Raw genomic sequence first — 26,180 nt, 5'->3', positions numbered from 1 at the left:
TGAAAAAATTAGGGCTATTATCGCATATTTCATACGCTTGTAAAAATCTGCTAGAAAATTCATTTAAAAAGACTTACACTAGTCGAGTTACCACGTCACTGAATAGTTAAAACATGAAATATCAAAAACTTGAAAATCAAGAAGCTAATTGGAAATGGATTTATCTCATTCGAAAATACCGTGAAGGAGAAAATATTACATGTTATGAAGAACGCAGTCTACAAGAGGCAAAATCACAAGAATTATTAGCCTGTCAACATTATCCCGAAAAAATAGAAGCGTGGATAAAAAACCATCTTTCTCCAGCACTTCCAATTAAATTAGATCAGGCTATTCGGGCGCGCCGTAAACGCTTTTTTAATGGTGAAAAACAGCATACAAAAAAGAAGTCTATCGATTTAGAATATGCTGTATGGCAACGTCTTTCAAGATATTCTCGCAAAATGAAAATGACATTATCAGAAACTATTACCTATATGATTGATGAGCGAGAAAGTAAAGCACAATTTGAAAATCAAATGGCTGCAATGAAAAACAGCTTGAAGAATTTACTCAAATAAAAAAGACAAGCTGCAATTCTTGTCTTTTTACTTAGGACTAAATAGAGAAAATCAGAGCAATATAATTACTCCTGGTTATCCACTATAGGGATAATTTTCGTGGCATGAGAGCCTTTGTCTCCATGAATCACTTCAAATTGTACTTTTTGCCCTGCTTTTAAAGAGCGATACCCTTCCATTTCAATAACAGAATAATGAGCAAAAATATCGGCATCTACCCCCTCAGCGGAAATGAAACCAAATCCCTTTGCATTATTAAACCATTTCACTACACCAATTTCCATAAAAGACCTCTCTAGGCTTTGCCTATTAAAACAAAATACCAATAAGGCGATTGCCTTATCACCTCGTATGGTTAATATGTTCAGTCATTTTATGAAATAATGCAATGAGAAATCTTCAAAAATGATAACTAGATCACAAAAAATTAGTTTTATGATGCCTTTTTATTATGATTATGTGCTTCTCGTATTGCCTTTGCTACAATTTGGATAGCCTCACCACTACTTACACCTTTAGCCATCAACGCTTGAATTTGTTCTACTGCTTTTTGTTGTTGTTCATGCGTTAAAATAATATCAAACATTCTCCCATCCTAATTTATTCATTAATTTTAACCATTGTTCATCTAAACCTGCAGTGAGCTTTATCTCTACTTTTGTTATAGGGTGAATAAATATTAATTCATAGGCATGCAAAAATAATCGTTGACAACCTGTATGAGTAGTTAATGCACGATTCTGATGTAAATCGCCATATTGAGTATCCCCTAAAATTGGATGAAAAATATGTTTCATATGTCGCCGCAATTGATGTTTTCGCCCCGTATAAGGAATCAATTTCACTAAAGAATAACGTGCAGTTTGGTAACGCCCAACCGGATAAGGCATTTCTGCAGTTCTTATCCCTTCATATTTAGTTATGGCATCTTGAGGAGGTTTATCTTCTTGGGATAATTTATCTGCAATTTTATCTAACTGAATTTTTAATGGATAGTCAATGATGTCCCTTCCCTCCAAATATCCTCTTACGACGGCTAAATAAGATTTATCCACACATCGCTGTTCAAATTGCTGACATAATATATTGGCAATTTCGCTATTTAATGCAAACAATAAGACACCAGATGTGGGACGATCGAGACGATGAATAGGAAACACATGCTGACCAATTTGATCTCGTAAAGTTTGCATGACAAATTGTGTTTCGTGAGGATCAAGCCAGCTACGATGTACCATCATTCCTGCAGGTTTATTCACCGCAATCAGTACATCATCTTGATATAGAATCTCTAATATCATTGATTTTTCAATAATTCTTCTAAGGCTATTAAAGGAGACAATAATTGTTCTAATTCATCAAACTCTTTCATTGCTTCTTCAATATAAGGGGAAATTGCAATCTGATTTGGCAACGGCGCACCACTTTCCAGTAATGCTAGCATACGTGGAATAAATACCCATTGTAACCATTCTTGAGCAGACATCGTATCAATAGAAAACGGTTCTTCACTGAGAAAAGCATCCGCAGCTGGAGGAATGCTTTGCCATAATGACAAAGAATGCATAACATTTTGTAATTGCTGGATATACTTTTTTGTTTGATTACGCATAATAATTCCTCTAAAAAATATAATGCTTATTCTACAAAAAATCATACTATTTCGCAAAAGTACTATAATTTTAATCGTTAATCATCATCTTCCTTACTACTTAATCTCACTATTGAAGTATTTTTCTTGATTTAAGTCATCATTTTATCAAGAAATGAATATAAACACTTTCCATCACAAAGAAAATATCCTACTATTTTAATCGGTTTTATTCTATTTCATTTAAGAAGGAGTGATTTATGTCTTTTGCCCAACAAAAACTTAGCGAATTAGCAGTTTCTATCCCGGGAGCAACCAAAATTTTTCGTGAATATGATTTAGATTTTTGTTGCGGTGGTTCTATCTTACTAGAAGTTGCTGCACAGCAAAAAAATCTTAATCTCGCTGAGATTGAAACGCGCTTAGCTCATTTACAACAAAGTAAATCAGAAAATAATGATAAAGATTGGAATGTTGCACATTATGACGAAATTATCGATCATATTATTACACGCTACCATAATCGCCATCGAGAGCAGCTACCTGAATTAATTACCTTGGCTCAAAAAGTTGAAAATGTACATGGTGATCGTGAAGATTGCCCAATTGGTGTAGCCGCACAACTAGAAAAAATTTACATCGAATTAAGCCAACATTTAATGAAAGAAGAACAAATTCTTTTCCCAATGATTAAGGCCAAAAATTATATGATGGCAGCTATGCCAATCCGTGTAATGGAAATGGAGCATGATGAAGCAGGGCAAGATGTAGAAGTCGTTAAATCTCTCACTAATCATTGTACAGCACCTTCTGATGCTTGTTTTAGTTGGAAAGCTCTATACAGTGGAATTAATGAGTTTATTGATGACCTTATGCATCATATTCATTTAGAGAATAATATTTTATTCCCTAGAGTATTAAGAGAAAAATAATTTATGTAAAAAGGGCTAGATAAAATATCTAGCCCTATGTTTTTAATGACGTAAATACCTAAATTATTTTTGGTATAAAGGAGCTGGTCCTTGAGTACCGCCATTAGATTGACTACCTTCCTGTAATTTTAATACAGAACCAGAAGCCGTCACTTCTACACGACGGTTAGGTCTTAAACACTCTCTTAACGCTTGTTTATCTGTTACATCATCACAAGCCTTAACTTGTGGATTTTTACCATATCCAACTGCGTTGATCTGAGCAACAACACCATCTTCTAATAAACGTGCTTTAACACGATTTGCACGACGTTGAGAAAGATTTAAGTTATAAGAATCTGAACCTAAACGGTCAGTATAACCTGCAACTTTAACATCTTTTGCACCAGTTGCCTTTAATTGATTTGCAACGTTATCAACGACTTCTTTACCACGCGCAGTTAAAGTATCTTTATCAAAATCAAATAAGAAATCACCGCTTAAACTGAATGCAGAATTACCATTACAGCCATTAGGGAACCAAAAGAAAGATTGTGCATTATGATTTTTATCAAATAACACTTTATACTGACAAACTTTGTGAACCCCATTTTCACGATAATTAAATACATAATCCCATTCTTCTACGCCGTATAAACCTTCAGCAAAATGAGGATCACCGATTAATTGACGAATTTGATCTTTATTTTGACCACGTTCGATCAAACGAACATTAGACCAATTTGGCCATGTACCAAATTGACTACCATCATGATTAAAACCTGATGTATCAATTTTTGGCCATACTAATTGTGGTACTTGCTCACCATTTACATCTTTATATTCAGGTGTACCTGCATCTGTTACTTTGCTTAAGTTACCACAAGCTGTCACAGTTGCGATTGCAACAGTAGATAATAAAATACGAGATAATTTCATTTGTTTTACCTTTTAATTTGTAAAATCCCTAAATTAAAGGGATAACTAAACTTTATAAATTTCAAAGAACAAAACTTTCAAAGTTTCGGCGCATATACTAATGGCAAAACTTTACCTTGTAAATAACAAATTACTTGATTTTGCCTAAATCAACCGTTTTTTTTGTAAAGATAATGTAAAGAAATTAAAGTTTATTGAATAAAATTATTTACCTTCTTCATCATATAACTATAAATAATATTCGCTAAACTTTCTTCTGCTTGGCGACCTAATTTTTTTATTAACGATTTTTTCAATCGATATTTCACTGCTAGAACTCTTTTTTCTTTCATCTTATCTAAAATCAAATCATCACTTGTAGTGATTTCATCAACCAATTTCAATTCTAGCGCTTGCGTCCCAAACCAATGCTCTCCTGTTGCTATTTTATCTATATCTAAGTGAGGACGGTTTTGTAAAACAAATTGTTTAAATAATTGATGTGTTTCTTCTAATTCTTGTTGGAATTTTTGTTTACCTTTTTCGGTATTTTCACCTAGCATTGTTACAGTTCGCTTAAACTCTCCAGCGGTCATTACATCTACATCCACATCATATTTTTTCAATAAACGATGAATATTAGGAATTTGTGCAACCACACCTATCGACCCAATGATAGCAAACGGAGCTGATACAATTTTATCAGCAATACAAGCCATCATATAACCTCCACTTGCTGCTACTTTATCCACCGCAATCGTTAACTTAATTCCTTTTTGTTTTAAACGAGCTAATTGAGATGCGGCAAACCCATAATCATGCACAATACCGCCTGGGCTTTCTAAACGTAGTAATACTTCATCTTCTGGTTTTGCGACACTTAAGATTGCTGAAATTTCTTCTCTAAGTGCGGTTGTTTCTGATGCTGAAATATCACCATGAAAATCTAAAATATATACACAACCTTTCTTTTCGTCATCTACAGTTTCACCTTTTTTTAATTTCTCTTTACGTTTTTTGGCTCTTTGTTTTTCAGCTTTTTTCTCTGCTTTAGCTTGTTGTTTTAGCTCTTCTTCAGAAAAATTAAAATCGCGCAACACTCGAACTTGACTATCAAATTCTTCCAATAAATCCTTAATTTCCAGCTCGCCTACTTTCACTTTATTGTTCTGACGATGTGAAATAATTAAGCTCACAATGACTAAAATCACTAATAAAACCGTCAAAATTTCTAAAACAAAAATTCCATAGCCCGTTAAAATATCGTTTAACATTGTTTCTCCTCACGATGAATAATCCGCTCCATTCTATACTTTTTTATGGAAAAAATTCCATACTCAGGTAAAATATCTCTATTTTTACGTAAAATTACATTTAGTTGTAGAGGTTTATATGTCTAACGTAGCATCAATTGTTGATGTATTACAAGGGAAAGTGGCGATTGGTGAAACCGTCACTGTGCGTGGTTGGGTGCGTACCCGTCGCGATTCTAAAGCAGGTTTATCTTTCTTAGCGGTTTATGACGGTTCTTGCTTTGATCCAATTCAAGCGATTATTAATAACGATATTGAAAATTACGAAAGCGAAATTTTACGTTTAACGACTGGCTGTTCTGTGATTGTAACGGGTAAAGTCGTTGAATCACCAGCAGAAGGACAAGCGGTTGAATTACAAGCAGAAAAAGTGGAAGTGACAGGGTTTGTTGAAGATCCAGATACTTACCCAATGGCAGCAAAACGCCACTCTATTGAATATTTACGCGAAGTAGCTCACTTACGCCCTCGTACCAATATTATTGGTGCAGTTGCACGTGTTCGCCATTGCTTATCTCAAGCAATTCACCGTTTCTTCCATGAGCAAGGTTTCTATTGGGTGGCAACCCCATTAATTACTGCATCAGACACTGAAGGTGCGGGTGAAATGTTCCGTGTTTCTACACTTGATTTAGAAAATCTTCCGCGTGGTGAAAATGGAAAAGTTGATTTCAGCCAAGATTTCTTCGGTAAAGAATCATTTTTAACGGTTTCAGGTCAGTTAAACGGCGAAACCTATGCTTGTGCATTAAGCAAAATTTATACCTTCGGTCCAACATTCCGCGCAGAAAACTCAAATACCACCCGTCACTTAGCTGAGTTCTGGATGGTTGAACCAGAAGTAGCATTTGCAACGTTAGCGGATAACGCAAAACTTGCAGAAGATATGTTGAAATACGTATTCCGTGCAGTATTGTCTGAGCGTAAAGATGACTTACAATTCTTTGAAAAACACGTAGATAAAGATGTTATTACGCGTCTAGAAAACTTTGTAAACTCAGATTTTGCGCAAATTGACTATACTGACGCCATTGATGTGTTATTAAAATCGGGTAAGAAATTTGAATTCCCTGTTTCTTGGGGTATCGATCTTTCTTCTGAACACGAACGTTTCTTGGCGGAAGAATATTTTAAATCACCAGTTGTAGTGAAAAACTATCCAAAAGACATTAAAGCATTCTATATGCGTTTAAATGATGATGGAAAAACTGTGGCGGCAATGGACGTGTTAGCACCAGGAATTGGTGAAATCATCGGTGGTTCACAACGTGAAGAACGTTTAGACGTGCTTGATAAACGAATGGAAGAAATGGGATTAAACCCAGATGATTATTGGTGGTATCGCGATCTGCGTAAATATGGTAGCGTTCCACATTCTGGTTTTGGTCTTGGTTTTGAACGCTTAATCGTCTATGTAACTGGCATGCAAAACATTCGTGATGTAATTCCATTCCCACGCGCGCCAAGAAATGCGAATTTCTAATTCAATTTAACTTTAATATTGACCGCACTTACGCCAAAGTGCGGTCAATTTTTTCAGAATTTTAAGGAAAGCAAAATGGATAAAATTAAACAACTCTTTGCCAATAATTACAGTTGGGCACAAAGAATGAAAGAAGAAAATTCGACTTACTTCAAAGAACTTGCGGATCATCAAACGCCACATTATCTTTGGATTGGTTGCTCTGATAGCCGTGTCCCCGCTGAGAAATTGACGAATCTTGAACCGGGTGAGCTTTTTGTACACCGTAATGTTGCTAACCAAGTAATTCACACCGATTTTAATTGCCTTTCTGTTGTGCAATATGCCGTCGATGTACTTAAAATTGAACATATTATTATCTGTGGCCACACCAACTGTGGCGGTATTCATGCTGCTATGACAGATAAAGATTTAGGACTTATCAACAACTGGCTTCTTCATATTCGCGATATTTGGTTTAAACATGGCCATCTTCTCGGTAAACTTTCCCCAGAAAAACGCGCGGATATGTTGACTAAAATTAACGTAGCAGAACAGGTTTACAATCTTGGGCGCACTTCAATTGTCAAAAGTGCTTGGGAACGTGGACAAAAACTCTCATTACACGGCTGGGTATATGACGTAAATGATGGATTTTTAGTGGATCAAGGGGTAATGGCAACCAGTAGAGAAACCTTAGAAATTTCTTACCGTAACGCTATCTCCCGTTTATCAACACTTGATGAAGAAAGCATTTTGAAAAAAGATCATCTTGAAAATGTCTAAAGAAAACGCCCTTTAGGGCGTTATTTTTTTAAGCTTTACCTTCAGCCAAATTTTTCTTTTCTTCCAATTCTTCCCAGCGTAAAAATGCGGTTTCTAATTCGGCTTCAGTATCCGCCAATGATTTTAATTTAGCGTCGGTAATATCATGAGCCTGTTGGAAAAATGCGGGATCGGCTATTTCAGCTTGCAGTGCGGTGATTTTAGTTTCTAATTCTTCCAATAGTTGTGGAAGTTGTTCTAGCTCACGTTGTTCTTTATAAGAAAGTTTTACTGATTTCGGCTTAGAAGTGCGGTCATTTTTTACCGAATTTTCTTCTTTTAGCGGTTCAGTTTTTCTCGCTTTAGCCTGCTCTTCTACTGCTTTGCTTGCCCAGAAATTGGCTTGTTGCTGTTTCGCATCAAAGAATCCCCCCACATACTTATTCAAACGCCCTTCACCTTCAAATAAATAACATTCTGTCGCAGTATTATCAATAAATTGACGGTCATGGCTCACAATTAACAATGTGCCTTGATAATCAGTCAAAATTTCTTCTAAAAGCTCTAATGTTTCTACATCGAGGTCATTGGTCGGTTCGTCAAGAATCAATAAATTATTTGGCTTGAGTAATAATTTTGCGAGCAATAAACGATTTCGTTCTCCCCCCGATAAGGCTTTAACTGGGGTCATTGCACGTTTTGGCGGGAATAAGAAATCTTGCAAATACCCTAGCACGTGGCGTTTTACACCATTGACTTCAATATCTTGTTTGCCATCCGCCACATTATCCATTACAGTTTTTTCAGGATCTAAATCAGCACGATATTGGTCAAAATAAGCAATATCTAATTTGGTGCCACAACGAATTTTCCCTGATGTTGGCTGAATCTCACCCAACAATAATTTAATGAACGTGGTTTTTCCACAGCCGTTTGGCCCAACAAGCGCAATTTTGTCTCCACGTAAAATCGTTGTTGAAAAATCTTTTAATAAGGTTTTTCCTGCGATTTCATAGCTCACATCCTCCATTTCAAAGACAATTTTGCCTGAACGACTTGAGGTATCTAACTGTAATTTGGCAGTTCCCATTACCTCACGGCGTTGACGGCGTTCCTCACGCATGGCTTTTAATGCTCGCACTCGCCCTTCATTTCTTGTACGGCGCGCCTTGATACCTTGGCGAATCCACACTTCTTCCTGTGCAAGACGTTTATCAAATAATTCATTCTGTAAGGCTTCAACGCGTAGATTTTCTTCTTTCGTGGTTAAATATAAATCATAATTGCCTGGATAAGACACTAATTGGCCGCGATCTAAATCTACAATCCGTGTTGCCATTTTTCGAATAAAAGAACGGTCATGGGAAATAAATACAATGCTACCTTGGAAATCCTGTAAGAAATTTTCTAACCATTCAATGGCTTCCACATCCAAGTGGTTAGTTGGTTCATCAAGTAATAACACATCAGGATCGCATACCAATGCGCGCGCTAATGCTGCTTTACGTAACCAACCGCCCGAAAGTGCGGATAATTTTGTGTTTGGATTTAATCCTAGTTTTAACAACACTTCATTGATTTTATTTTCAAATCGCCAGCCATCAGCGTGTTCTAATTTAGCTTGAACTTGCTCTAATTGACTTAAAATTTGATCACTGTAATTTTCTTCCAATTGAACAGAAATATGATGATATTCTTTCAATAAATCCGTTAAATGCCCTACACCTTCTGCGACATAATCAAAAATATTGCCTTGCGCATTACGCGGTGGATCTTGCTCTAAACGAGAAACCACAAGATCTTTCTCGTATTGGATTTTGCCATCATCCATAAGCACATCGCCTGCGATGATTTTCAATAAAGTTGATTTACCTGCGCCGTTACGCCCAACTAAACAAACACGCTCATTCGGTTCAATATGTAGTTCTGCGTGATCTAACAAAGGTGCATCACTAAAGGAAAGGTATCCATTGGTTAAACTAATTAATGCCACAACTGCCCCATAAAACTCTGTAAAAATTAACCGCACTATTCTATACGGTTTGCATAAAAAATCCCATCAATTCAATGGGATTCTCTATGAAATCAAAGTTGTTGATATACCCGCAATGCGTGTGCATCTGACATGCCTGCAATATAATCACAAATAATCCGTTTCTTCCCTTCTTCTGGTGCATTACGCCAACGATTTGCAGTATTTCTCGGTAATAAACGCTCTGGATCAGATTCAAAAATTTGGAACATTTCTGTCAACATTCTCTGCCCTTTATATTCGATTCGTTGAGTATCCACATTGCGAATAACATAATCCCAAACAAATTTTTTAAATACACCAAGCGCAACAATCACTTCAGGTGGCAATTCCGCGTTATAACGTAACAAAGGTTCATCAAAATTTGCCGTTAATTTCCACCGCACATTGGTAATAAAAAAGTTCACCAATGCACCAATCGCTTGTTTGCGCTCAAAATGTTTATCAGAGAAAAGTCGTTGGCTAATTGAATCAATATTTTCATGCAACCAAGCTGAAGGAATTTGTTTCAATGCAGCATGTGCCGCTTGCCATTGATGAGGATTTACCACGCCAGTTACAATCGCATCTTCTAAATCATGCACACCATAGGCAATATCATCTGCCAATTCCATAATGCTGCAATCCAGAGATTTAAACCGAGTATGTAGAGATTCAGCTGGATTTTCCCGCACTTTTTTAAATTGACAGAATAAAGTGCGGTCATTTTCAGAAAGATTTTCCAACAACCAATTAAACATTTTTAAATCATCGCGGAAAATGCCTTTTCCCGGAATCCAATCATGAATACGTACAAAACGCGGATCAATATTGCGAGAAAAATTAAGTTCTGAATACTGAGGCGAGGCAACATCTAACAACGCGGGATATTTCACTACACCCAATAGTGTTCTACGTGTTAGATTCATCCCTGCATTTTCAGTGTAAGGCTCAAGTTTTGTTAAAATTCTAAAGGTTTGTGCATTGCCTTCAAAACCGCCCTGCTCTGCCATCATATAATTTAATGCCGTTTCGCCACCATGCCCAAAAGGTGGATGCCCAATATCATGCGCAAAACACAAACTCTCAATAAGATCATTACTCGGCAATAAAGATTTTAACTGCTTTTGTAATTCGTTTTTATCAATATTTAATGTTTGCGAAATGCTTTCAAAGGTTTCTAAAAATTTAAGTTGTGCAACGAGGCTACTACCAATCTGTGCGACTTCTAAAGAGTGAGTTAAGCGAGTACGATAAAAATCATTTTCGCCAATTGCGTGAATTTGGGTTTTTGCTTGCAAGCAACGAAAGGCGGCAGAATGTAAAATTCGCCCACGATCCCGACGAAATGGTGGACGATTATCTTTTTCGCGTGGAGGATCGGGGAGAAAACGTTCTGTCCAAGAAGAATCAATGATAAGTGGTTTCATATCGCTTTGTTTTATTTCGTTTTTCTGCATTATCTAATCATTTAGCACAAAAAACAACCGCACTTTATCTAGAACAAACAAAATCTAGAATGAATAAAGTGCGGTTGAATTTTCATTGATATTTAAACAAAGAAATAAATCAGCTTAAATACAAATGGCGCGAGAATAGAACTAATAATCCCACAAAGCACAAGAGAAATAGAACTGTAACTTCCTGCCGTTGAGTTAGTTTCCATACAGCTTACTGTTCCAAGTGCATGAGAAACAGAACCAACGGAAAGTCCTATAGCTTCTTGATGTTTAATACCTAATTTTTTTAATACAAGGTAACCAAAAACAGAGCCTTGCAAACCTGCAACAACAACCCCTACAGCGGTAACAGCAGGAATTCCGCCTAAATGGCGAGAAACCTCCATCGCGATAGGCGTTGTAATTGATTTAGGTAAAACTGTTGCGACCATTTCGGGAGTTGCGCCTAAAAGAAATGCTAAAAGTGCACCACTTAACATTGCTAAAAAAGAGGCAATGAAAACCGTTGAAAGAATGATTTTCCATTGTTTGGCAATTTGGCGAAGTTGCTCATAAAGCGGCAAAGCAAGAGCAACGATACTTAATGAAAGCAAATTGTTTATTGGTGCATTCCCAGCCATATAATCATCATATGGAATTTTGCCTACAACCAAAATTACCACAAGAATCAACACGGTTAAGATAAATGAATTGAAAATGACTGATTTCCAACGTTTACTAATTTGTAATGCAAGCCAAAATCCGAAAATTGTTAAAAATGTATAAAGATAAATTGCGTACTGCTGCATAATTGACATCCAAATAAAGACTACATGTTTTCAGTTATTTGTTTCTCTTGAACTTGGCGACGTTTTATTACTTTTTTCCGTTTATGTGTAAAAGATTGGAGTTGATATAAATGATTGGCAAAAAAACCAATCACAACTAATGTAATACATGTGCTTACAATATTGGGAAGTAATAAAATATTAACCTGTTCTCTTAATAAATCAGAATATTTAATAATGCCTACGCTTACAGGTACAAAAAGTACGGCCATAAAGCGAATAAGAAAACTCGCCCCCAAATAAATCCAATCTAAATGAATAAGTCTTGTTGTTAACCCCAAAAAGAGTAATAACAATCCCCAAATACTCCCAGGTACACCTACAGGTACATAATGTGCAATAAGATTTCCGAGATATAACATAATGTATAAAATGACCAAAGAACGGGTCAATAAAAACACCTTTTGAACCATATTCGACCTTTTTCAACTTTTTTGATAATGTTTAAAAAAGATTTTACGCCTTTTAAGAGAAAATTGACCACCTATTTTTAAATAAAATCGGGCGTAATCTGAAAAAAATGTGAGCTCGATCAAATTTTGATATCAAATTACAAAGAGTTAAACACAATCAAATCACTAGCTATTATTCATCAGGCTTAAGATTTGCTACAATGTTCCAACTTATTAACCATAAATCTTAAACAATCTATCTCCACATTTATCACCCATAAGATGAAATACTCTACACGCTTATTGGCACCAATAGCGCCAATTTACCAAGGTTAATGATGAAAAACTGCTTAATTTTAATTTCTTTACTTTTTTTAACCGCACTTTCCGCTTGCTCCAGTGAGAAAGGTAATTGTCGTGTTGTGGGTATCAGCGATGGCGACACTTTAACTTGCCTTACAAGAGGCAATAAGCAAGTCAAAGTGCGACTAGCTGAAATTGATGCGCCAGAGAAAAAACAAGCTTTTGGACAAAAATCTAAAAAAGCGTTGTCTGATATGGTCTATCTTCGTGATGTGCGTCTTTCTTTAAAGGGCCAAGATCGTTATCAACGTACATTGGCGATTATTTATTATCAAGATAAAAATATTAATTTAGAAATGGTTAAACAAGGTATGGCATGGGCTTATAAGCAATATTCCCATGATCCGATTTATCTTCAAGCACAAGAAAATGCACAAGCCAAACGAATTGGTCTCTGGGCAGACAATAATCCAATTGAACCAAGTCAATGGCGCAGACAAGAGAAAAATCAATATGGCTTTTGATTATCAAACTTTCCGTCAAGAATTTCCCTATTTTCAACATGAAGATGCGGTTGTTTATTTAGATAACGCTGCCACCGCGTTGAAACCTCAAGTGTTAACTGATCGCACCGCCGAATTTTATGCTTCTGCGGGTTCAGTGCACCGTAGCCAATATGATGCTGCCCAAACTGCGCAATATGAACAGGCTCGCACACAAGTGAAAGAATGGGTTAATGCTGAAGATAAACGCGCTGTTATTTGGACTTCGGGTACAACTCACGCGATTAACTTAGTGGCAAATGGATTACTACCACAATTAAACTCAGAAGATGAAATTCTGATTAGCCAAGCAGATCATCACGCTAATTTTGTCACTTGGCACGAAACGGCGAAAAAGTGCGGTGCAAAAATTCGAGTTTTACCGATTTTAGATAATTGGCTAATTGATGAAAATGCGCTTATTTCTGCCCTTTCTGAAAAAACAAAACTCGTTGCGCTGAATTTTGTTTCAAATGTCACGGGCACAGAACAGCCGATTAAACGCCTGATTCAACTTATTAGAAAACATAGTCATGCGTTGGTTTTAGTGGATGCTGCACAAGCGATTAGTCATATTAAAATCGATTTACAAGATTTAGATGCCGATTTCCTCGCATTTTCTGCCCATAAAATTTATGGTCCAAATGGGCTTGGCGTTTTAACAGGAAAATTAACCGCACTTTCTCAACTTCAACCGCTCTTTTTCGGCGGAAAAATGATTGATCGTGTATCAAATGATCGTATTACTTTTGCCGAATTGCCTTATCGTTTAGAAGCTGGCACTCCCAATATTGCTGGGGTTATTGGCTTTAATGCCATACTGGAGTGGTTACAAAAATGGGATTTTACCGCAGCAGAACAGCACGCTATATCCTTGGCAGAATCCGTCAAAGTGCGGTTAAAATCTTACGAGAATTGCCGATTATTCAATTCCCCTCAACCAAGCACCGTTGTTTGCTTTATATTTGATAGCATTGACTGTTCTGATCTTTCTACACTTTTAAGCGAACAAAATATTGCGCTTCGTGTGGGCGAACATTGTGCCCAGCCTTATTTAGCACGCTTAGGCGAACGCACCACATTACGCCTGTCTTTTTCCCCTTATAATACGCAGGAAGATGTAGAGGCATTTTTTACCGCCTTAGACAAAGCACTGGATTTATTACAATGATAGAACAATTAAAACAAGCTAAAAATTGGGAAGATCGCTATCGCCTGATTATTCAAGCTGGCAAAAATTTACTTCGCCCAAGCGACGATGAACTTGCTCAAATGCAACCTATTACTGGCTGCGAAGCACAAATGTGGTTTCAGATTATGCCTAAAAATGACCGCACTTTTCAATTCAATGGATTTAGTGAAGCCAGAATTATGAATGGTTTGCTTTGGATTTTACTCAATCAAATTAATGGCAAAACAGCGGATGAATTGAATACATTTGATATTACTGCATTTTTTAGCGAACTCGGCATTTCACAACGTTTAAGCGAAACACGTTTAAACGGCTTAAACCAAATCGGACAGCAATTAAAAAATTTATGTATTTAATCGAGACCTATTTTCGCCTGACGGCCCTTGAAAATAACATTGAATCACAAAGCCGTTTACTCAATGCCGTGATCGATCAATGGCGATATAACGGGCAAATTATCGGACGTGAAATTCCTTTATATTTAGCGGAAGAAGATGGCGCACAAGGCTTTGCTATGCGCGTCATTTGCCCTGAGCAAGATAGTCTTTTCCCGCAAAATAATAACGCAGAAGTAAATCGAACATTACAAAAAGCAGAAAAGTGCGGCGTAATTTTTAATGGTTTTCAACTTGTGGGAAATGATTTCAATTCAGATCAAACAGCAGAAAATGCCTCACCAGCTTGGCAAGTGCTTTACACAACCCATTTACAAAGTTGCTCACCGATTCACAGCGGAGAAAATTTCGCACCAATCCCTTTGTATAAACAACTAAAAAATCAACCGCACTTAAGCCAAGATCTGATTAAATGGCAAGAAAATTGGCAAGCCTGCGATCAGCTACAAATGAATGGTTCGGTATTAGAACAACAATCTTTGGCAGAAATTTCTGAGTATCAAAGCACGCTTTCAAAACACGGACGCTATTTAGCCCAAGAAATAGAAAAAGAAACGGGTATACCGACTTACTATTATTTATATCGTGTAGGTGGGCAATCTTTAGAATCTGAAAAATCCCGTTGCTGCCCTTCTTGTGGTGCAAACTGGGCGTTAAAAGACGCGATTTTTGATACCTTTCATTTTAAATGCGATACCTGTCGATTAGTTTCGAATCTATCGTGGAATTTTTTGTAATGAACTTATAAAGTATCGAAATTTGCAAAATTCGAAACACCTAATCGGAGAAAAGATGAATTACCAAGACAACAGCTTAAAATCCTTAAAACTCGGTCAAAAAACAGAATACACCTCTCAATATGACCGAACGTTATTACAGCCTGTGCCACGCGTGTTAAATCGTGATGGATTGAGCATTACCCAAAAACAACCATTTACTATCGGCGCGGATATTTGGACGGCTTATGAAATCTCGTGGCTCAACGAAAAAGGCTTACCGCAAGTAGCTATCGCAGATATTTATCTGGATTACCAAAGCCAAAATTTGATTGAGTCAAAAAGTTTTAAACTTTATTTAAATAGCTTCAACCAAAGCAAATTTGCCGACTTCAATGCCGTTCAACAAACTATGCAACGCGATTTAAGCGAATGTGCGCAAGGCGATGTAACAGTGCGGTTAAATCCAGTGGCAGTTTACGATTCTCAAAAAATTGATCACTTACAAGGTGATTGCATTGATGAACAAGATATTGAAATTACCAGCTATGAATTTAACGCTGATTGGCTGAAAGATTGCGTATCGGATGAAATTATCGAAGAAAAATTAGTCAGCCATTTATTGAAATCTAACTGCCTGATTACCAATCAGCCAGACTGGGGAACATTACATATTCATTATGTTGGTAAAAAAATCGATCACGAAAAATTATTGCGTTACGTTGTATCGTTCCGTCAACACAATGAATTCCACGAACAATGTGTCGAGCGTATTTTTTGCGATTTAATGCACTATGCCAAACCAGAAAAACTCACCGTTTACGCACGCTATACTCGTCGCGGTGGATTAGATATCAACCCATTCCGTTCTAATTTTGAGAATTTACCTGAAAATTTAAGATTGGCGAGACAGTAAAAGAAAAGTGCAGTGAAATTTCACCGCACTTTCCCCTACCCTTGCTTCAAATCATTTGCCTGCTGCAATAGCTGACGGCTTTCTTTTAAGAATTGTTCGGAATAATCGCCAAACCAGTCACGCACCTTATGGAAAGCATCAATAAAACCTTGACGATCATTATTTTCAAAGAAAGTTAAGGCTTCTTCGTAAGTTTGTTTTAGTGTTTCAATTACCGCTAAATTTTCTGGCTTATCCATAATAATATCGGCGTAAAGCTCTGCATCTTGCGCAAATAAACGACCGATCATCGCAAGTTCTAAGCGATAAATAGGAGAAGAAAGTGCCAATAAATTAGCAAGATTAACAGGCTGTTTGGAAAGGTGTAAACCATTCGCGAAAGTTGAAAAATGGCGCAAGGCTTGTATATAAGTCATATTGTGATCGTGTTCTGTGGCATCGGTTTGATAAACCTTTGCGCCCCAAATTTGAATTTGCTCAAGTAACCATTCGTAACGTTCGGGGAAACGGCCATCACAACGTACAACCACTTGTTTCGCCATACTTGCAATATCTGGCCCAAACATCGGATGTAAACCTAAAACAGCACCAGAATGGATTTCAAGCATTTTGGCTAGCGGTTCACGCTTAACAGAGGTTAAATCTGCAAGTAGCATATTTTCTGTTAAATAAGGTTTTAAGCGTTCGATTGTTTCTAAGGTGAGATTAATAGGGACGGAAACGAGCACGACATCAGTATTCGTTAAAATATTTTCAGCTACCGCCCAATCTTCACGATCTAAAATAGAAATTGGGTAGCCAGATGCACGTAAATAGCGGGCAAATAAACTACCCAATTTACCATACCCACCCACGATAACAATTTTTTGAATATCAGGATTGATGGTTTTAAAGCCAAATTGGTTTTCATTGGCATAGGATTCGCGCATAAAACGGCGTAGAACATCTTCAATCAGATCTGCTGAAATGCCTGCTTTTTCAGCTTCTAAACGACGCGCTTGGAGCATTGCTATTTCACGCTCTGGCGCATAAATAGGTAATCCATGTTGATGTTTAACTTTACCGACTTGAGAAACCAACTCAAGACGTTTAGCAAAAAGTTGGATAAGTTCGCGATCAAGCGAATCAATTTCAGAACGTAAATCCTTAAGGGCTTCCATAAAACTCACCTGCAAAATTTAATTTACATATGTTGTAAAAAATTAATTACAGATGAGATTACTAGAATTTTACAGGAAAGGCAATGAAGTTATGAGGATTGCGTGATTAACCTTTGTGGGCGAATAATATTCCCATCGATCAATGCCACGCCTAAGAATAAATTCTCCGCTGAAAATAACCGCACTTGGCCGCTTAATTGCTGTTCGTTAGCAAATTTCACTCGCTGACCAAAACCAATGGCTTTACTCTGCTCTGCATCCAAATGCAAAGCGGGCAATTTACTTACAGCAGTATCAGTTGGCAGTAATAGACGATCTAATTCACTTAATGGAAAACTTTCAGCAAGTAATTGTAACTCATCGATTGGCATCATTTCCGCTACGGGGTAATCAGCTACGGCTGTACGGCGTAACATTGTCACATGCGCGCCACAACCTAGCACTTCACCCAAATCATCTACTAAGGTGCGAATATAAGTGCCTTTTGAACAATGCACTTCTAAGGTTAAATAAGGTGCGTGATATTCAATAAAATTGAGTTCAAAAATTGTAATTGGACGCGCCTCACGCTCAACCGTAATACCTTGTCGTGCATATTCATAAAGCGGTTTACCTTTATGTTTTAGTGCGGAAAACAGGGTCGGCACTTGCAAAATATCACCACGAAATTGTTCAAGTGCGGTCAAGATTTGCTGGGTTTCAATATGAACTTCACGCATTTCCACGACTTGCCCTTCCGCATCGGAAGTATCGGTACGTTCGCCTAATTTTGCCGTAACAAGATAACGCTTATCGGCATCAAGCAAAAATTGTGAAAACTTAGTTGCTTCGCCCAAGCAAATCGGCAACATTCCCGTAGCCAACGGATCGAGCGCACCTGTATGCCCGGCTTTGTTCGCTTGAAATAAACGCTTCACCTTTTGCATGATGTCATTTGATGACATGCCTTGTGGTTTATCCAACAAAAACACACCATCAACATCACGCCAGCGTTTACGAGGTCTAGACATTAGTTGCTTTCCTCAACGTGTTTTTTCTCATCTTCACGCACAACATTTGTCACAAGATTTGACATACGCATCCCTTCCACTAAGGATTGATCGTAAATAAAGCGAATCTCTGGCACGATACGTAAACGCATCGCTTTGCCTAGTAACGAACGAATATAAGGCGATGCTTTTTCTAAGCCTTTCATGCCTTGCTCGATTGCCGTTTCATCGTGATCGAATAAAAAAGTCACGAATATTTTTGCGTAAGATAAATCACTCGACACTTCCACATCAGAAACGGTTACCATCCCAATACGGGGATCTTTCACTTCGCGTTGTAAAATGACGGCTATTTCTTTTTGTATTTCTTGAGCGACGCGATCGCTACGTTTAAATTCTCTTGCCATAGTTATTCCTTATTTATAAAAGCGCCCCATTCTACTGGAAATCATTGGATTTAGCACGCAAAAATCCCTTTCAACCTGATACTGTTTTTCGATAAAATGACACCTGATAATTTGTTTGAATATTCAAACTTCCGATAAAAATCACTTTACAGAGGGCATAATTTATGCAAGCGAGACGAGACGAGACGAGACGAGACGACCAAGATTGTCGATGAAAATCACGTATTACAACAAGCATTTTTAAATGAATTAGATGAAAAATTTTGGGTATCTGCTGATAAACTCCGCCAACAACTTGATGCCGCCAATTATAAACATATCGTTCTTGGTCTTATCTTTTTAAAATACATTTCTGATAATTTCACCCATCAACAGGAAAAAATTCAGGCGGAACTCTCCACACCTGAAAATCCCCTCTATCTTGACCGCACTTTTTTTGATACTGAAGAAGAGTATCAAGAAGCCTTAACTGCAGAACTAGAAAACCGTGATTATTACACCGCGGATAACGTATTTTGGGTGCCAGCTTCTGCACGTTGGCAAGCCTTACAAGAAGTCTCTATTCTCAACACTGGGGCAGAATTGCCTTGGGGTGGAAAATTCTCAGGCGTCGCCAAACTGATTGACGATGCCTTCGATGCCATTGAAAAAGACAACGAAAAACTCAAAGGCGTCCTCCAACGCATCAGCGGCTATGCCGTAAACGAAGACACCCTGCGCGGACTGATTATCCTCTTCTCCGATACCAACTTTACCCGCCCGACTTACAACGCCGAGCCTGTGCATTTAGGCGCAAAAGATATTCTTGGCCACGTTTACGAATACTTCCTCGGTCGCTTTGCCCAAGCCGAAGGCAAACGCGGCGGACAATATTTCACGCCGAAATCCATTGTTTCCTTGATTGTCGAAATGCTCGAGCCATACTCAGGCCGCGTCTATGACCCGGCCATGGGCAGCGGCGGCTTTTTCGTGCAAACCGAACGCTTTATCACCGCCCACCAAGGCAACATCAACAACGTTTCCATCTACGGGCAAGAATTCAACCCTACCACCTGGAAACTCGCCGCCATGAACATGGCCATCCGTGGCATTGATTACGACTTCGGCAAACACAACGCCGACAGCTTCACACAGCCGCAACACATCGACAAAAAGATGGATTTCATTATGGCAAATCCACCCTTCAACATCAGTGATTGGTGGAGCGAATCCCTTGCCGATGATCCACGTTGGGCATACGGCACGCCGCCCAAAGGCAATGCCAACTTCGCTTGGCTGCAACACATGATTTACCACCTCTCGCCAAACGGCAAAATGGCATTATTGCTGGCCAACGGCTCCATGAGCAGCCAAACCAACAACGAAGGCGAAATCCGCAAAACCATCATCAATGCCGACTTGGTCGAATGTATGGTTGCCCTACCTGGTCAGCTCTTTACCAACACCCAAATCCCCGCCTGTATTTGGTTTTTAAACCGCAACAAAAAGCGCAAAGGCGAAGTGTTGTTTATCGACGCCCGCCAAATCGGCTACATGAAAGACCGCGTATTGCGTGATTTCACGGCTGAAGACATCGCCAAAATTGCCGACACCCTCCACGCTTGGCAACAATCAGACGGTTATGAAGACCAAGCCGCTTTCTGTAAATCCGCTACTTTAGAAGAAATTAAAGACAACGACTTCGTCCTCACACCGGGGCGCTACGTCGGCACCGCAGAACAAGAAGACGACGGCGTGCCATTTGCAGAAAAAATGCAAAATCTGACCGCTCTTTTGAAGGAACAATTTGCGAAAAGTGCGGAATTGGAAGCGGAGATTAAGAAGAATTTAGGGGGATTGGGGTATGAGTAAAGTTGAATTTGGAGCTTTATTTTTAGAACCATTAAGAAATGGTGTTACTAAACCAAAGAGAGTTCGTGGTTCAGGTTATAAAATGGTAAACATGGGAGAAATTTTTTCCCTGAGTTTCATACAAAATCAAACAATGGATAGAGTTCCATTAACAGATAAAGAGAAAGCGGCAACACTACTACAAAACAATGATCTGCTTTTTGCTAGACAATCATTAGTAAGAGATGGTGCTGGAAAATGTTCTATATTCTTAAATGATAATGAACCTGTATGCTTTGAATCCCATATTATTAGAGTAAGACTAAATCAGGAATTATGTTATCCGATGTTTTATTACTATTTTTTTAGTAGTAGATTAGGTAAAAACACGATGGATAAAATAATAGAACAAGGTGCTGGAGCCGCAGGAATTAGGGGGAGTGATTTAGCTAAATTAGAAGTTCCCTATATTGAATACAGTAAACAAAAAGAAATAGCTGATTCGTTATATTCTTTTGACCAAAAAATCCAACTCAACACCCAAATCAACCAAACCTTGGAACAAATTGCCCAAGCCCTGCTTAAAAGCTGGTTTGTCGATTTCGATCCCGTGCGTGCCAAAGTCCAAGCCCTTTCAGACGGCCTTAGCCTTGAACAAGCAGAGCTGGCAGCCATGCAGGCAATCAGTGGAAAAACAGCCGAAGAGCTGACCGCACTTTCACAAACACAGCCTGAACGTTACGCCGAATTAGTCGAAACCGCCAAAGCGTTTCCGTGTGAGATGGTGGAGGTTGATGGGGTTGAAATTCCGAAGGGGTGGGAAATTAAAGCACTACCTGAAATCATTGACTTTCTTGAAGGTCCAGGCATTCGTAATTGGCAATATACAGATGAAGAAGATGGTATCAAGTTTATCAATATTCGCTGCATCCAGAATGGAGACTTGACATTAACAACCGCAAATAAAATCACGAAGGAAGAAGCTTTTGGAAAATATAAACACTTCCAGCTTGAAGAAGACGATATTGTTGTTTCAACATCTGGAACATTAGGACGATTTGCTTTTGTAAGGAAGGAACATTTACCTTTATCACTCAATACAAGCGTTATCCGTTTCCGTCCTATTAAAAATAAAAGCACATTAGGCTTCATTGCTGGCTTTGTTGAGAATCAATTACAACATGAATTGGAAATCCGAGCTTCAGGTTCTGCCCAGCGTAACTTTGGACCTACACATTTGAAACAAATCTCTTTATTAGTACCCGATTTTAAATTACTTGAATTACATCAGAAATATGTTTCTTCTTTATTTGAAAAAAGAAAACAGCTTCTATCTGAAATTGATTTATTGAAAGATACTAGAGATTTGTTATTACCTAAATTATTAAATGGAGAAATTTAAAATGGCTAGAGGTAAACCTTGCTACTTAAAAAGACGTAACGTTACATATCCTACTAAAGATACATTTCTTCAACGAATAAAAGAAATTAGAGATTCACATATTTCTAATAGAAGATGCCACATCGAAAATCCTGAATACATTGCAGATTTAAAGGATTTTTTAGAAGATTTCTATTCTGATGTAGAAAGAATCCTATCAAAACATGATTTTGATAACTGTAAATTCTTTGTTCAAAAATCACCTAATTACTCTACATCTTGCATTTATATTGAATCTAATGGAGTAGCTGATGATTTTTCTACAAGCAAATTTAATCCACCTTCTAAAAAAGCAAAATTTTCTCAAGCTTGTTCTTATATTTTGATTCCTAAAAAACAAACAATAAAAATAATAAAAATGCAAGAGATGGGATTAGTAGGTAACCTGAATGATTATGAACTTAATCACAAATCTCCAGTTTGGGGAGAAATCGTTGACCAATTTATTCTTAAAAAGAATTTATCAGAAATATTAGGTGATATTATTTCTGATGATACCCAAGGAAATAATGCCCCAGTATTCAAAGATGAATACTCAAATCTAAATCAAGAATTCTTAGATTTCTATGATTCTCTTGATTTGGAATATGAATTACAAGGTTGATTTCACTTCTGCCAAATCTCCCCTATCCCCTCTTTACGAAAGAGGGGGATTTATTCAGAGGTTTGTTGGCTGCAAGGGGGCGAATTAACAGAAAAATTACTCATAAAAAACACCTAAACTAAAACTACGCGCAATACCATTCCCCTCTTTCGTAAAGAGTGGTTAGGGGAGATTTAAACCACACACTAAGGAACACATCATGCTCAATGAAAACGACATCGAACAACTCACCCTTCAACGCCTGCAATCCCTCGATTGGGAATATCGCTATGGTAAAGACTTGCCTGTTCATGAGGGCGAGTTTGCCCGTGGCGATTTGAGCGGTGTAGTTTTTATTGAGCAACTGCGTGAGGCGGTGCGTAAACTTAATCCGCAGCTGCCTGAAAGTGCGGTTGATTCTGTGGTCAAATCGGCAACGAAAAGCGATATTGGCGACTTGGTGGTACGCAATCAGGCGTTTTATAAGCTGTTGCGTGATGGCGTGCGGGTCGAATATCAGGCTCCCAATAGCCACGGACAACATGAGCAGAAAATCGAGATGGCGCGCTTGGTGGATTTCGAGCATTGGGAAAACAACCGTTTTGTTGCCGTCAATCAGCTGGAAATCCGTAGCCGTAAAGGGGGCAAGCGGATTCCCGATATTATCGGCTTTGTCAATGGTCTGCCGTTAGTGGTATTTGAGCTCAAAAATCCGTTGCGTGAATCCGCGGATTTGTTACAGGCGTTTAATCAGTTTGAAACCTATAAAGATGAAATTGCTGAGCTGTTTGTTTACAACCAAGCCTTAATTATTTCAGACGGTATTGCCGCACGCTTGGGCTCGCTTTCGGCAGATTTCCAACGCTTTACGCCGTGGAAAGTGGTCGATGAAAAAAATAAAAGCGCGCGGTTATATTTTGACGATGAATTACAAAGCCTGCTTAATGGCTTGCTGAAGCCTGAGGATTTATTGGACTATATCCGCTATTTCGTCTTATTTGAGCGGGATTCCAACGGTAAAACCATTAAAAAAATCGCAGCTTACCATCAATATTACGGCGTAAATGAGGCGGTAAATTCCACCATTTGGGCGACCTCAGAAAAAGGCGACTGCCGCATTGGCGTGATGTGGCATACGCAGGGTTCTGGTAAATCTATTTCCATGTTGTTTTATGCCGGCAAACTGCTTGCGCAGCCTGAATTGAAAAATCCGACGATTGTGGTGGTCACCGACCGCAACGATTTGGACGGTCAACTTTTCCAAACCTTTTCTTCAGGCAAAGATTTAATCAAACAAACACCGCAACAAGTGGAAGACCGCGATCAACTGCGCCAACTACTCGCACAAAATGAAGTTGGCGGCGTGTTTTTTACGACGATTCAGAAATTCGCCCTAAATGAGGAAGAAAACCGCTTCCCTGTTTTAAATGAACGCAGCAATATTATTGTGATCAGCGATGAGGCACACCGCAGCCAATATGGCTTTACGCAAAAATTGCATAACGGCAAATTTCAGGCAGGTTACGCCCGCCATTTACGCGATGCGCTGCCTAATGCTTCATTTATCGGTTTTACCGGTACGCCGATTAGCCTAGAAGATAAGGACACGCAAGATGTGTTCGGTCGCTATGTGTCAATTTATGACTTGCAAGATGCAGTGGAAGATGGCGCAACCGTGCCGATTGTGTATGAAGCGCGCCAAATCCGCTTAAACGAAAAAGAACACGATGAGCTATTCAAAGAAATTGATGATTTACTGGAAGAGGAGCAATCCCCTGCCCTGCGTTTGCAGGAAAAATTGCTGGGTTCGCAAGCCCGCTTGGCTAATTTAGCCGCGGATTTTGTGCAGCATTTTGCCAAACGCAATGAAGTGGTGGACAGCAAAGCGATGATGGTGGTTTCCAGCCGTCAGATTTGCGTGGATTTATACAATGAAATCATCAAACTGCGCCCTGAATGGCATTCGGACAATATTAACGAAGGGGCGATTAAAATTGTGATGACGGGTTCTGCTTCTGATGCACCAGAAATGCAGAAACACGTTTACAGTAAACAAGAAAAACAAACGCTTGAACGCCGCTTTAAAGATCCGAACGATGCGCTGAAAGTGGTGATTGTGCGCGATATGTGGCTGACGGGCTTTGATGCGCCTTGCTGTAATACGATGTATATCGACAAGCCTATGCAAGGGCATAACCTGATGCAAGCCATCGCCCGAGTAAACCGTGTATTCCGTAATAAAAGCAGAGAAAATGGCGGCTTGATTGTGGATTATGTCGGCATTGCCGAAAAACTCAAAGAAGCGACCAAGCAATACACCAATTCGCAAGGCAAGGGCAAGCTGACGGATAACGTGATTGATGTGTTCTTTAAAATGAAAGAGCATTTAGAGTTCGTCCGTAGCCTGTTTGCAACGCCGGTTGAAGGGAAAACCTTTGATGTTCAGACGGCCTTAGAAAAAGATAATCCGAATGCTCTTTTGATGGCTATTCGGTTTGCCGCCAATCATATTTTAAGCCTCGATCAATTACCATTTGATGGCAAAGCGCACGATCAACATTGGTTTAATAAAAAAGAAACCGAGCCGCGCAAAAAAGCCTTTTTGAAAGCGGCGGGTTTGGTGAAAAAAGGCTATATGTTGTGTGGCGCATTGACTGAAGTTGAGCCGTATAATCAAGAAATCGCCTTTTATGATGCCGTACGGGCAATTTTAACTAAACGTGAACAAAAAGGCACTGGCACAAATGAAAGACAGATTTTATTAAAAAAACTGGTTAATCAAACTGTGTATTCTGAAGGCGTGATTGATTTATTCGATCTGCTAGAAAAACCACAACCACAAATTAGCTTGCTTTCCGAGGAATTTTTACAAACTGTTAAAAATAGCCCAACTAAAAATTTATGGATTACGGCAATGGAACGTTATTTAGCAAGTGAAATTAAAGTTAAATCAGGCTCAAACTTAACCTTGCAAAAAGATTTTGAACAACGTTTGAAGGAAGCATTGAATCAATACCACAACCACAATTTGAGCGTATTAGAGATTTTGGAGGAACTCTTTAAAATGAGCCAAGATTTTCAAGAACGTTTAGCATTAGGGAAAAAACTAGGATTAACCAAGGAGGAACTAGCTTTCTATGAAGCCCTATCTCAAAATCAAAGTGCAAAAGATTTGATGGGGGATGAAGTGCTTTCTAAACTGGCGAAAGAAATCACGGAAACACTTAGAAAATCGGTCACAATCGACTGGCAATACAAAGAGGCGGTACGAGCCAAAATGCGTATTCTCATTAAACGCGCCCTACAACGCTACAAATACCCCCCCGATAAACAGGAAGAAGCAGTAACTTATGTGATTAAACAAGCTGAAGAAATTGCAGAGGATTTAACTAGATTCTAATCTATACAGTAAAATCACTTTAATTTGAATGAATAATAACCTTACATCTTATATCACTTAAATAAAGTTTATTATGAATAAAAAAACAGCTAATCT

At 38.4% G+C, this 26,180-nt stretch carries 25 protein-coding genes and 1 pseudogene; 13 read left to right on the top strand and 13 right to left on the bottom strand.

What is annotated here, in order from left to right; genetic code table 11:
• Positions 1 to 113 precede the first annotated feature (113 nt).
• Positions 114 to 560 (top strand): macrodomain Ter protein MatP, encoded by a 447-nt coding sequence (gene matP / locus KP712_RS02430; protein WP_048952670.1) that lies wholly within the window; start codon positions 114 to 116, stop codon positions 558 to 560.
• Between the two features lie 65 nt (positions 561 to 625).
• On the opposite strand, the gene cspD is transcribed toward matP, so the two are convergent.
• From cspD to KP712_RS02410, 4 genes are all read right to left on the bottom strand, one after another.
• On the bottom strand, positions 626 to 844 hold the full coding sequence (gene cspD, locus KP712_RS02425) for a cold shock domain-containing protein CspD (protein ID WP_048952671.1): 219 nt from the start codon (positions 842 to 844) through the stop codon (positions 626 to 628).
• A 149-nt stretch (positions 845 to 993) separates the two neighbouring features.
• Positions 994 to 1,146: a YoaH family protein gene (locus tag KP712_RS02420; protein WP_048952672.1), complete on the bottom strand. Its 153-nt coding sequence runs from the start codon at positions 1,144 to 1,146 to the stop codon at positions 994 to 996.
• The gene (gene truC / locus KP712_RS02415) at positions 1,139 to 1,858 is read right to left on the bottom strand and encodes a tRNA pseudouridine(65) synthase TruC (RefSeq protein WP_215770583.1); all 720 of its coding nucleotides are present in this window, start codon (positions 1,856 to 1,858) and stop codon (positions 1,139 to 1,141) included. The genes KP712_RS02420 and truC overlap by 8 nt, the downstream gene beginning before the upstream one ends.
• Complete coding sequence (locus tag KP712_RS02410) at positions 1,858 to 2,172, bottom strand: YqcC family protein (protein WP_048952673.1); 315 nt, start codon at positions 2,170 to 2,172, stop codon at positions 1,858 to 1,860. The genes truC and KP712_RS02410 overlap by 1 nt, the downstream gene beginning before the upstream one ends.
• A gap of 239 nt (positions 2,173 to 2,411) precedes the next feature.
• Here KP712_RS02410 and ytfE point away from each other — a divergent pair, with 239 nt between their 5' ends.
• Positions 2,412 to 3,083: an iron-sulfur cluster repair protein YtfE gene (gene ytfE / locus KP712_RS02405; protein ID WP_139989959.1), complete on the top strand. Its 672-nt coding sequence runs from the start codon at positions 2,412 to 2,414 to the stop codon at positions 3,081 to 3,083.
• Between the two features lie 63 nt (positions 3,084 to 3,146).
• On the opposite strand, the gene KP712_RS02400 is transcribed toward ytfE, so the two are convergent.
• Both KP712_RS02400 and sohB read right to left on the bottom strand, forming a co-directional pair.
• Positions 3,147 to 4,001, bottom strand: a complete 855-nt coding sequence (locus KP712_RS02400) for an OmpA family protein (protein ID WP_048952675.1) — start codon at positions 3,999 to 4,001, stop codon at positions 3,147 to 3,149.
• A 191-nt stretch (positions 4,002 to 4,192) separates the two neighbouring features.
• Positions 4,193 to 5,254 carry a protease SohB gene (gene sohB / locus KP712_RS02395; RefSeq protein WP_215770519.1) on the bottom strand — a complete coding sequence of 354 codons (1,062 nt, stop codon included), beginning with the start codon at positions 5,252 to 5,254 and terminating at the stop codon, positions 4,193 to 4,195.
• A 118-nt stretch (positions 5,255 to 5,372) separates the two neighbouring features.
• Between sohB and asnS the strand changes: the two genes are divergently transcribed.
• Complete coding sequence (asnS, locus tag KP712_RS02390) at positions 5,373 to 6,776, top strand: asparagine--tRNA ligase (RefSeq protein ID WP_215770518.1); 1,404 nt, start codon at positions 5,373 to 5,375, stop codon at positions 6,774 to 6,776.
• 75 nt (positions 6,777 to 6,851) lie between these two features.
• Positions 6,852 to 7,541: a carbonate dehydratase gene (gene can, locus KP712_RS02385; RefSeq protein WP_032803425.1), complete on the top strand. Its 690-nt coding sequence runs from the start codon at positions 6,852 to 6,854 to the stop codon at positions 7,539 to 7,541.
• 28 nt (positions 7,542 to 7,569) lie between these two features.
• On the opposite strand, the gene KP712_RS02380 is transcribed toward can, so the two are convergent.
• The 4 genes from KP712_RS02380 to KP712_RS02365 form a co-directional block, all read right to left on the bottom strand.
• Positions 7,570 to 9,513: an ABC transporter ATP-binding protein gene (locus KP712_RS02380; protein ID WP_215770582.1), complete on the bottom strand. Its 1,944-nt coding sequence runs from the start codon at positions 9,511 to 9,513 to the stop codon at positions 7,570 to 7,572.
• A gap of 92 nt (positions 9,514 to 9,605) precedes the next feature.
• Positions 9,606 to 10,991, bottom strand: a complete 1,386-nt coding sequence (locus KP712_RS02375) for an anti-phage deoxyguanosine triphosphatase (protein WP_215770517.1) — start codon at positions 10,989 to 10,991, stop codon at positions 9,606 to 9,608.
• 92 nt (positions 10,992 to 11,083) lie between these two features.
• Positions 11,084 to 11,779 carry a CidB/LrgB family autolysis modulator gene (locus KP712_RS02370; protein ID WP_065264778.1) on the bottom strand — a complete coding sequence of 232 codons (696 nt, stop codon included), beginning with the start codon at positions 11,777 to 11,779 and terminating at the stop codon, positions 11,084 to 11,086.
• 20 nt (positions 11,780 to 11,799) lie between these two features.
• On the bottom strand, positions 11,800 to 12,231 hold the full coding sequence (locus KP712_RS02365; RefSeq protein ID WP_046939567.1) for a CidA/LrgA family protein: 432 nt from the start codon (positions 12,229 to 12,231) through the stop codon (positions 11,800 to 11,802).
• Between the two features lie 314 nt (positions 12,232 to 12,545).
• On the opposite strand from KP712_RS02365, the gene KP712_RS02360 reads away from it, so the two are divergent.
• The 5 genes from KP712_RS02360 to queF are packed head-to-tail and all read left to right on the top strand — an operon-like array spanning position 12,546 to position 16,274.
• Positions 12,546 to 13,037 carry a thermonuclease family protein gene (locus KP712_RS02360; RefSeq protein WP_215770516.1) on the top strand — a complete coding sequence of 164 codons (492 nt, stop codon included), beginning with the start codon at positions 12,546 to 12,548 and terminating at the stop codon, positions 13,035 to 13,037.
• Positions 13,027 to 14,226 (top strand): cysteine desulfurase, encoded by a 1,200-nt coding sequence (locus KP712_RS02355; protein ID WP_215770515.1) that lies wholly within the window; start codon positions 13,027 to 13,029, stop codon positions 14,224 to 14,226. Before KP712_RS02360 ends, KP712_RS02355 begins: the two co-directional genes overlap by 11 nt.
• The gene (locus KP712_RS02350) at positions 14,223 to 14,603 is read left to right on the top strand and encodes a SufE family protein (protein WP_215770514.1); all 381 of its coding nucleotides are present in this window, start codon (positions 14,223 to 14,225) and stop codon (positions 14,601 to 14,603) included. Before KP712_RS02355 ends, KP712_RS02350 begins: the two co-directional genes overlap by 4 nt.
• Positions 14,594 to 15,379 carry a Zn-ribbon-containing protein gene (locus KP712_RS02345; RefSeq protein WP_215770513.1) on the top strand — a complete coding sequence of 262 codons (786 nt, stop codon included), beginning with the start codon at positions 14,594 to 14,596 and terminating at the stop codon, positions 15,377 to 15,379. Before KP712_RS02350 ends, KP712_RS02345 begins: the two co-directional genes overlap by 10 nt.
• 55 nt (positions 15,380 to 15,434) lie before the next feature.
• A complete protein-coding gene (gene queF, locus KP712_RS02340) occupies positions 15,435 to 16,274 on the top strand; it encodes an NADPH-dependent 7-cyano-7-deazaguanine reductase QueF (RefSeq protein WP_140523829.1) in 840 nt (279 codons plus the stop codon).
• A 35-nt stretch (positions 16,275 to 16,309) separates the two neighbouring features.
• Here queF and tyrA read toward each other — a convergent pair whose 3' ends face one another.
• The 3 genes from tyrA to rbfA all read right to left on the bottom strand — a co-directional run bounded on the left by tyrA (position 16,310) and on the right by rbfA (position 18,830).
• Complete coding sequence (tyrA, locus tag KP712_RS02335) at positions 16,310 to 17,434, bottom strand: bifunctional chorismate mutase/prephenate dehydrogenase (RefSeq protein ID WP_181153965.1); 1,125 nt, start codon at positions 17,432 to 17,434, stop codon at positions 16,310 to 16,312.
• Positions 17,435 to 17,523: 89 nt separating this feature from the next.
• Positions 17,524 to 18,444 carry a tRNA pseudouridine(55) synthase TruB gene (gene truB / locus KP712_RS02330; protein ID WP_140523826.1) on the bottom strand — a complete coding sequence of 307 codons (921 nt, stop codon included), beginning with the start codon at positions 18,442 to 18,444 and terminating at the stop codon, positions 17,524 to 17,526.
• Positions 18,444 to 18,830: a 30S ribosome-binding factor RbfA gene (gene rbfA, locus KP712_RS02325; RefSeq protein WP_005628626.1), complete on the bottom strand. Its 387-nt coding sequence runs from the start codon at positions 18,828 to 18,830 to the stop codon at positions 18,444 to 18,446. Before rbfA ends, truB begins: the two co-directional genes overlap by 1 nt.
• A 115-nt stretch (positions 18,831 to 18,945) precedes the next feature.
• Here rbfA and KP712_RS02315 point away from each other — a divergent pair.
• From KP712_RS02315 to KP712_RS02300, 4 genes and pseudogenes are all read left to right on the top strand, one after another.
• Positions 18,946 to 20,681 (top strand): annotated as a pseudogene (locus tag KP712_RS02315) (type I restriction-modification system subunit M).
• Positions 20,674 to 22,062 carry a restriction endonuclease subunit S gene (locus KP712_RS02310; protein WP_215770512.1) on the top strand — a complete coding sequence of 463 codons (1,389 nt, stop codon included), beginning with the start codon at positions 20,674 to 20,676 and terminating at the stop codon, positions 22,060 to 22,062. Before KP712_RS02315 ends, KP712_RS02310 begins: the two are co-directional and overlap by 8 nt.
• Before the next feature lies 1 nt (position 22,063).
• Complete coding sequence (locus tag KP712_RS02305) at positions 22,064 to 22,705, top strand: hypothetical protein (protein ID WP_140523752.1); 642 nt, start codon at positions 22,064 to 22,066, stop codon at positions 22,703 to 22,705.
• A 199-nt stretch (positions 22,706 to 22,904) separates the two neighbouring features.
• The gene (locus KP712_RS02300) at positions 22,905 to 26,084 is read left to right on the top strand and encodes a type I restriction endonuclease subunit R (protein WP_215770511.1); all 3,180 of its coding nucleotides are present in this window, start codon (positions 22,905 to 22,907) and stop codon (positions 26,082 to 26,084) included.
• Positions 26,085 to 26,180: the final 96 nt, after the last annotated feature.

Source organism: Haemophilus sp. SZY H68 (assembly GCF_018829685.1).
Classification (GTDB): Bacteria; Pseudomonadota; Gammaproteobacteria; order Enterobacterales; family Pasteurellaceae; genus Haemophilus; species Haemophilus haemolyticus_K.
The sequence above is the reverse complement of the archived record's forward strand: the minus strand, read 5'-3'. Positions and strand labels throughout refer to the sequence as shown.

What these genes read in the sequence shown, in the direction of transcription:
- tyrA (WP_181153965.1), bottom strand. Translation starts at nt 17,434, where the DNA reads ATGGAAGCCCTTAAGGATTTACGTTCTGAAATTGATTCGCTTGATCGC.
- queF (WP_140523829.1), top strand. Translation starts at nt 15,435, where the DNA reads ATGAATTACCAAGACAACAGCTTAAAATCCTTAAAACTCGGTCAAAAA.
- ytfE (WP_139989959.1), top strand. Translation starts at nt 2,412, where the DNA reads ATGTCTTTTGCCCAACAAAAACTTAGCGAATTAGCAGTTTCTATCCCG.
- KP712_RS02350 (WP_215770514.1), top strand. Translation starts at nt 14,223, where the DNA reads ATGATAGAACAATTAAAACAAGCTAAAAATTGGGAAGATCGCTATCGC.
- can (WP_032803425.1), top strand. Translation starts at nt 6,852, where the DNA reads ATGGATAAAATTAAACAACTCTTTGCCAATAATTACAGTTGGGCACAA.
- KP712_RS02355 (WP_215770515.1), top strand. Translation starts at nt 13,027, where the DNA reads ATGGCTTTTGATTATCAAACTTTCCGTCAAGAATTTCCCTATTTTCAA.
- asnS (WP_215770518.1), top strand. Translation starts at nt 5,373, where the DNA reads ATGTCTAACGTAGCATCAATTGTTGATGTATTACAAGGGAAAGTGGCG.
- KP712_RS02370 (WP_065264778.1), bottom strand. Translation starts at nt 11,779, where the DNA reads ATGCAGCAGTACGCAATTTATCTTTATACATTTTTAACAATTTTCGGA.
- KP712_RS02305 (WP_140523752.1), top strand. Translation starts at nt 22,064, where the DNA reads ATGGCTAGAGGTAAACCTTGCTACTTAAAAAGACGTAACGTTACATAT.
- KP712_RS02345 (WP_215770513.1), top strand. Translation starts at nt 14,594, where the DNA reads ATGTATTTAATCGAGACCTATTTTCGCCTGACGGCCCTTGAAAATAAC.
- KP712_RS02400 (WP_048952675.1), bottom strand. Translation starts at nt 4,001, where the DNA reads ATGAAATTATCTCGTATTTTATTATCTACTGTTGCAATCGCAACTGTG.
- KP712_RS02420 (WP_048952672.1), bottom strand. Translation starts at nt 1,146, where the DNA reads ATGTTTGATATTATTTTAACGCATGAACAACAACAAAAAGCAGTAGAA.
- truB (WP_140523826.1), bottom strand. Translation starts at nt 18,444, where the DNA reads ATGTCTAGACCTCGTAAACGCTGGCGTGATGTTGATGGTGTGTTTTTG.
- KP712_RS02365 (WP_046939567.1), bottom strand. Translation starts at nt 12,231, where the DNA reads ATGGTTCAAAAGGTGTTTTTATTGACCCGTTCTTTGGTCATTTTATAC.
- KP712_RS02375 (WP_215770517.1), bottom strand. Translation starts at nt 10,991, where the DNA reads ATGCAGAAAAACGAAATAAAACAAAGCGATATGAAACCACTTATCATT.
- KP712_RS02360 (WP_215770516.1), top strand. Translation starts at nt 12,546, where the DNA reads ATGATGAAAAACTGCTTAATTTTAATTTCTTTACTTTTTTTAACCGCA.
- cspD (WP_048952671.1), bottom strand. Translation starts at nt 844, where the DNA reads ATGGAAATTGGTGTAGTGAAATGGTTTAATAATGCAAAGGGATTTGGT.
- KP712_RS02310 (WP_215770512.1), top strand. Translation starts at nt 20,674, where the DNA reads ATGAGTAAAGTTGAATTTGGAGCTTTATTTTTAGAACCATTAAGAAAT.
- rbfA (WP_005628626.1), bottom strand. Translation starts at nt 18,830, where the DNA reads ATGGCAAGAGAATTTAAACGTAGCGATCGCGTCGCTCAAGAAATACAA.
- matP (WP_048952670.1), top strand. Translation starts at nt 114, where the DNA reads ATGAAATATCAAAAACTTGAAAATCAAGAAGCTAATTGGAAATGGATT.
- KP712_RS02410 (WP_048952673.1), bottom strand. Translation starts at nt 2,172, where the DNA reads ATGCGTAATCAAACAAAAAAGTATATCCAGCAATTACAAAATGTTATG.
- sohB (WP_215770519.1), bottom strand. Translation starts at nt 5,254, where the DNA reads ATGTTAAACGATATTTTAACGGGCTATGGAATTTTTGTTTTAGAAATT.
- KP712_RS02300 (WP_215770511.1), top strand. Translation starts at nt 22,905, where the DNA reads ATGCTCAATGAAAACGACATCGAACAACTCACCCTTCAACGCCTGCAA.